Origin of the sequence: Inquilinus limosus MP06 (assembly GCF_000767795.1) — a bacterium.
In the GTDB taxonomy this organism is placed as follows: Bacteria; Pseudomonadota; Alphaproteobacteria; order DSM-16000; family Inquilinaceae; genus Inquilinus; species Inquilinus limosus_E.
Map to the genome: position 1 here is coordinate 1 of NZ_JANX01000455.1, position 5,308 is coordinate 5,308.

A 5,308-nucleotide genomic window follows, 5' to 3' on the forward strand; every position below is an offset into this window, starting at 1 on the left:
TTGCCTCAGCCAGAGCCGGCCCGCGTTTTGTGCAAGCGAGCGCCCACGCATCGATGCCGCCGTCCGCCGGTTCTTGCGGCGCGAACCCCCTCCCCTACCCCCCTCCCGCGAGGGGAGGGGGGACTAGATTGTTCTGGGCTGCGGGGAGCCATCCCATGACCCTCCCACATCCCAGCACCATGGACCGCGACCTGTTCGTCGTCCGCTTCGGCGGCGTGTTCGAACATTCGCCCTGGATCGCCGAAGCAGCTTGGGAGGCCGGGCTGGGGCCGCAGCAGGACACGGCCGAGGGGCTGCATGCCGCGCTCCGTGCCGTGTTCCGCGCCGCCGACCATGACCGGCAGCTCGGCGTGCTCCGCGCCCATCCCGACCTGGCCGGGCGGCTGGCGGTGGCCGGCGAGCTCACCGCCAGCTCCAGCGCCGAGCAGGCCAGCGCCGGGCTCGACCGCTGCACGCCGGAGGAGTTCGCCCGGTTCCAGGAGCTCAACGCCGCCTATGTCGAGCGCTTCGGCTTCCCGTTCATCATGGCGGTGAAGGGCCGCAGCCGGGCCGAGATCCTGGCCGTCTTCGAGGGCCGGGTCGGCAACCCGCGCGACACCGAATTCGCCACCGCCCTGGCCGAGGTGGAGAAGATCGCCCTCCTGCGACTGAAGGACCTGCTGCCGTGACCCTAGCCTGCATTTCCCGAACCCCTTGCGCCCTGCGCCGGTTCAAAATGCCGACGGGGCAGGAGAGCGGCGCAGCGCGATGCGGTGGCATCGGGCAAGCCGCTCGACGCACCCTGTCGGCATTTTCAACCGGCCCGGAGGGTCGCCTTGCGGCGGCCGCCTGCGGGCGCGGGCCGCTCGACCGTATGTCCCGATACGCTCTTCGCGGCCCGCGCCCTCATTCGACTCACCGCAAGGCGACGCAGGACGTAAGGGGTTCGGGAAATGCAGGCTGACACTGCCCCCACGCAGAATACCCTCGCCCACGGCCCCGCGCTGATGCAGCGGCTGGATGCCCTGGCCCGCTTCAGCGAGGACCCGGACCGGCTGACCCGCACCTTTCTGTCGCCGGCGCACCGCCGGGCGGCCGACCAGGTGCTGGCCTGGATGCGCGAGGCCGGCATGGCCGCCCGGACCGACGCCGCCGGCAACGTCGTCGGCCGCTACGAGGGCGACCGGCCGGGGCTGCCGGCGCTGCTGCTCGGCTCCCACATCGACACCGTCCGCGACGCCGGCAAATACGACGGCAATCTCGGCGTGCTGGCCGCGATCGCGGTGGTCGGCGAGCTGCACCGGCGCGGCGAGCGGCTGCCCTTCGCCGTCGAGGTGCTGGGCTTCGGCGACGAAGAGGGCGTGCGCTTCCCGGTCACCCTGACCGGCAGCAATGCCGTCGCCGGCACCGTCGACCCGGCGGTGGCCGATGCGGTGGACGCCAACGGCCTGCGCCTGGGCGACCTGCTGCGCGACTTCGGCGGCGACCCGGACGGCCTCGCGGCCGAGGCCCGGCGGCGTGACCGCGTGCTGGGCTATGTCGAGCTGCATATCGAGCAGGGGCCGGTGCTGGAGGCGGAGGACCTGCCGCTCGGCGTCGTCACCGCCATCAACGGCGCCGCCCGCTACAACGCCACGGTTCGCGGCATGGCCGGCCATGCCGGCACCGTGCCGATGGATCTGCGCCATGACGCGCTGGCCGCCGCCGCCTCGATGATCCTGGCGGTCGAGCGCTGCGCCCAGAGCCGGCGCGACGTGGTGGCGACCGTCGGGCAGCTCGACGTGCAGCCCGGCGCCGTCAACGTCATCCCGGGCGCGGTGCGCTTCACCATCGACATCCGCGCGCCCGACGACGCCGACCGCCTGGCGGCGATGGCCGAGATGACGGCGGCGCTGGAGGGCATCGCCCGCGGCCGCGGCGTCGAGCTGGCGCTGGAGCGCTACCACGATGCCGGCGCCGTCCGCTGCGACGAGGCCTTGATGGCGCGGCTGGAGACGGCGATCCGCCGCCACGGCCTGCCGGCCCGGCGCCTGCCCAGCGGCGCCGGCCACGACGCCATGGCCATGGCGGCGCTGACCCCGGTCGCCATGCTGTTCCTGCGCTGCCGCGGCGGCATCAGCCACAACCCGGCCGAATCCATCGCCGTCGAGGATGCGGATCTCGCGGTCCGCGTCCTGCTCGACCTCCTCCGCCAGTACGACCATGCCTGACACGAAAGCCTTTGTGATGATGAGCCTGTATTTCTCGCCCCCCTTGCGTCCTGCGCCGGTTCAACATGCCGACAGGGCAGGAGAGCGGCGCAGCGCGATGCAGCGCATCGCGCAAGCCGTTCGACGCACCATGTCGGCATGTTCAACCGGCCCGGAGGGTCGCCTTGCGGCGGCCGCCTGCGGGCGCGGGCCGCTCGACCGTATATCCCGATACGCTCTTCGCGGCCCGCGCCCTCATTCGACTCACCGCAAGGCGACGCAGGGCGCAAGGGGGGCGAGAAATGCAGGCTAACAGCATCGATACCGCCATCCGCGCCTGGCTCCACGGCGCGCGCGAGCAGGAGGCCCGGTTCCTGGCGGAGCTGGTCAAGGTTCCGTCCGACAACCCGCCGGGCGATTGCGACGCCCATGCGAAGCGGACGACGGAACTGCTGCGCGAGCTCGGCTTCGAGGTCGAGGTCCATCCGGTGCCGGCCGAGCTGGCGAAGGCGCATGGCATGATCAGCGCCAGCAACCTGATCGTCCGCCGCCGCTTCGGCGACGGGCCGGTGATCGCGCTGAACGCCCATGGCGACGTGGTGGCGCCGGGCGAGGGCTGGACCCACGACCCCTACGGCGCCGAGGTGGTCGACGGCTGGATGTACGGCCGCGGCGCCGCCGTCTCGAAATCCGACATCGCCACCTACGTCTTCGCCCTGAAGGCGCTGGAGCAGGCGGGCCGGCTGACCCGCGGCACGGTCGAGCTGCACGTGACCTATGACGAGGAATCGGGCGGCGAGATCGGGCCGAAGCTGATCCTGGAGCAGGGGTTGTCGAAGCCGGACTTCGCCATCGCCGCCGCCTTCAGCTACGCGGTGGTGACCGCGCACAACGGCTGCCTGCATCTCGAGGTCGAGGTGCGCGGCCGGTCGGCGCATGCGGCGCTGCCCTCCACCGGCATCGACGCGCTGGAGGCGGCGACCCCGATCCTGGCGGCGCTGTACGAGCATCGGAAGCGCTACGCCGCGACCGTGTCGAAGGTGACCGGCATCGGCTCGCCGCAGCTCACGGTCGGGCTGATCGAGGGCGGCATCAACACCAATGTCGTGCCCGACCGGGTGGCGTTCCGGCTCGACCGCCGGCTGATCCCGGAGGAGAGCGGCGCGGCGGTGGAGGCGGAGCTGCGCGGCGTGATCGAAGGCGCCGCCAAGGCCTTCCCGAAGGCGACGGTCACGGTCCGCCGCATCCTGCTGGCCGAGCCGCTGTCGCCGCTGCCGGGCACCGACCGGCTGGCCGAGGCGATCCGCCGCCGCGCCGCCCCGGTGTTGGGGGAGGAGATCCCGGTCAAGGGCGTGCCGCTCTACACCGACGCCCGGCACTACGCGGCGGCCGGGGTGCCGATCGCCCTCTACGGCGCCGGTCCGCGCACCATCGAGGACGCCAACGCCCACCGGGCGAATGAGCGGCTGAAGCTGGACGACCTCTACAAGGCGACTGAGATCGTCGCCTTGGCGGTGCGGGATCTGCTGGCGGAGTGAGATATCAACTCTCCCCCTCCCGCGAGACCTTTTCGGAATTCGCTCGGATCGTCCCGGACGAAACCAAAATGAGTCCCCCCTCCCCTTGCGGGAGGGGGGGTAGGGGGAGGGGGTTCTCTCGGCTCGATCCGGCCTGGATCCTGGCAAATCTGTCTGTCCAGCAGATCAGGGCCTTCGCCCATCCGCGCGCGGATGGGCGCAGACCCCTCCCCCTAGCCCCCTCCCGCAAGGGGAGGGGGGACTAAAGAAGACCAGGCCGAGGCCATTGAGAAAGGTCTCTCCCCCTGCGGGAGGGGGAGAGCCGGCCGCCCTTACATCACGCCCTGCAGGTGCGGCCACACCTCCATCGCGCCGCGCCAGACCATGTCGACGGCGACATAGAGGATGACGGCCAGGCCGACATAGGCGATCCAGCGGTGGCGGTTCAGCAGCCGGGCGATGAAGGAGGCGGCGAAGCCCATCAGCGCGATCGACAGGGCCAGGCCGAACACCAGGATGGCCGGGTGTTCGCGCGCCGCACCGGCCACCGCCAGCACGTTGTCCAGCGACATCGACACGTCGGCGATCACGATCTGCCAGGCGGCCTGGGCAAAGGTCTTGCGCGGGGCCCCATTGCCGTTCACCTCGTGACCTTCCAGCGCCTCCTCGGCCTGGTGCTCCTCCTTGGCCGTATGGCGCAGCTCGCGCCACATCTTCCAGCACACCCACAGCAGCAGCACGCCGCCGGCCAGCAGCAGGCCGACGATGGCCAGCAGCTGGGTGGTGATCAGGGCGAAGCCGATGCGCAGCAGGGTGGCGGCGGCGATGCCGATCAGGATCGCCTTGCCGCGCTGTTCCTTGGGCAGCCCGGCCGCGGCCAGGCCGATGACGATGGCGTTGTCGCCCGCCAGCACCAGGTCGATCATGATGACCTGGAGCAGGGCGGTCAGCGCCTCGCCCGTCAGCAGATGTTCCATGCGAAAACCGTCCTCTTCGTCGCGAGGAGCGGCCTGCATGCCTTCCGGATATGCATGTCGGTGATCGGCAGGCGGGCCACTCCATGGGGAGTTCCAGTCCGACATCGCAGATCCCGAGGGAGCTGCCAGAGGGGCCCGGCCTGGTCGCCGCCCATATAGCGAGGAGGCCTCGCCGGCTCAAGCGGCGGGACGTAGACTGCGGCGTGGGCGCCGCAGGTCGTCCCGGAGGTGTTGCCGAATGGATACACATGAACCGGTGATCCGGTCCGGCGCGATCACGCCGCAGAAGGCGGGGCAATGGACCGGCTTCGCCGCCGGCCTGTTCGCGGCCACCGGCCATGCGGTCGAGGCCGCTCCGTCGCCCGACCTGCGGCTCAGCCTGCATGTCGGGCCGGCGGTGATGGCGCATTGCCGGGCCGAGGGGCTGGCGCAGGACCGGCTGCAGCGCGAGGGCGACATCGACCTGCTGCCGGCCGGCGCCGCCGGGGCCTGGGAGGATGAGGGGCCGGCCCGCTTCCTGCTGCTGCGCCTGGCCCCGGCGCTGATGCGCAGCGCGGCGGAGGGGCTGAACCTGGCCACCGGCCGGCTGGAGATCGCGCCGCGGCTGCAGCTGCGCGATCCGCGGATCGAGCATCTCGGCTGGGCC

Annotated in this window: 5 protein-coding genes; 4 read left to right on the plus strand and 1 reads right to left on the minus strand. The window is 71.7% G+C overall.

Translation table 11 applies throughout. The features are described 5' to 3' along the window. The first annotated feature begins 155 nt into the window (after window positions 1–155). The 3 genes from uraD to P409_RS25740 all read left to right on the plus strand — a co-directional run bounded on the left by uraD (window position 156) and on the right by P409_RS25740 (window position 3,706). Entirely contained in the window at window positions 156–668 is a 513-nt protein-coding gene (uraD, locus tag P409_RS25730) for a 2-oxo-4-hydroxy-4-carboxy-5-ureidoimidazoline decarboxylase (RefSeq protein ID WP_152613538.1), read from the plus strand. Between the two features lie 264 nt (window positions 669–932). Continuing rightward, window positions 933–2,189 carry an allantoate amidohydrolase gene (locus P409_RS25735; protein WP_034845163.1) on the plus strand — a complete coding sequence of 419 codons (1,257 nt, stop codon included), beginning with the start codon at window positions 933–935 and terminating at the stop codon, window positions 2,187–2,189. Window positions 2,190–2,470: 281 nt separating this feature from the next. Next, window positions 2,471–3,706, plus strand: a complete 1,236-nt coding sequence (locus P409_RS25740; RefSeq protein ID WP_034845165.1) for an ArgE/DapE family deacylase — start codon at window positions 2,471–2,473, stop codon at window positions 3,704–3,706. A gap of 311 nt (window positions 3,707–4,017) precedes the next feature. Here the strand turns inward: P409_RS25740 and P409_RS25745 are convergent, their stop codons facing one another. Continuing rightward, window positions 4,018–4,662 (minus strand): TerC family protein, encoded by a 645-nt coding sequence (locus P409_RS25745; RefSeq protein WP_034845167.1) that lies wholly within the window; start codon window positions 4,660–4,662, stop codon window positions 4,018–4,020. A 238-nt stretch (window positions 4,663–4,900) separates the two neighbouring features. On the opposite strand from P409_RS25745, the gene P409_RS25750 reads away from it, so the two are divergent. Further along, window positions 4,901–5,308, plus strand: a 408-nt coding sequence (locus P409_RS25750; RefSeq protein ID WP_202964815.1) for a hypothetical protein, incomplete at its 3' end; no start/stop codon positions are given.

Bases quoted from the DNA above. Each gene is read 5' to 3' on its own strand.
- P409_RS25735 (WP_034845163.1), top strand. From the start codon at position 933: ATGCAGGCTGACACTGCCCCCACGCAGAATACCCTCGCCCACGGCCCC.
- P409_RS25745 (WP_034845167.1), bottom strand. From the start codon at position 4,662: ATGGAACATCTGCTGACGGGCGAGGCGCTGACCGCCCTGCTCCAGGTC.
- P409_RS25740 (WP_034845165.1), top strand. From the start codon at position 2,471: ATGCAGGCTAACAGCATCGATACCGCCATCCGCGCCTGGCTCCACGGC.
- uraD (WP_152613538.1), top strand. From the start codon at position 156: ATGACCCTCCCACATCCCAGCACCATGGACCGCGACCTGTTCGTCGTC.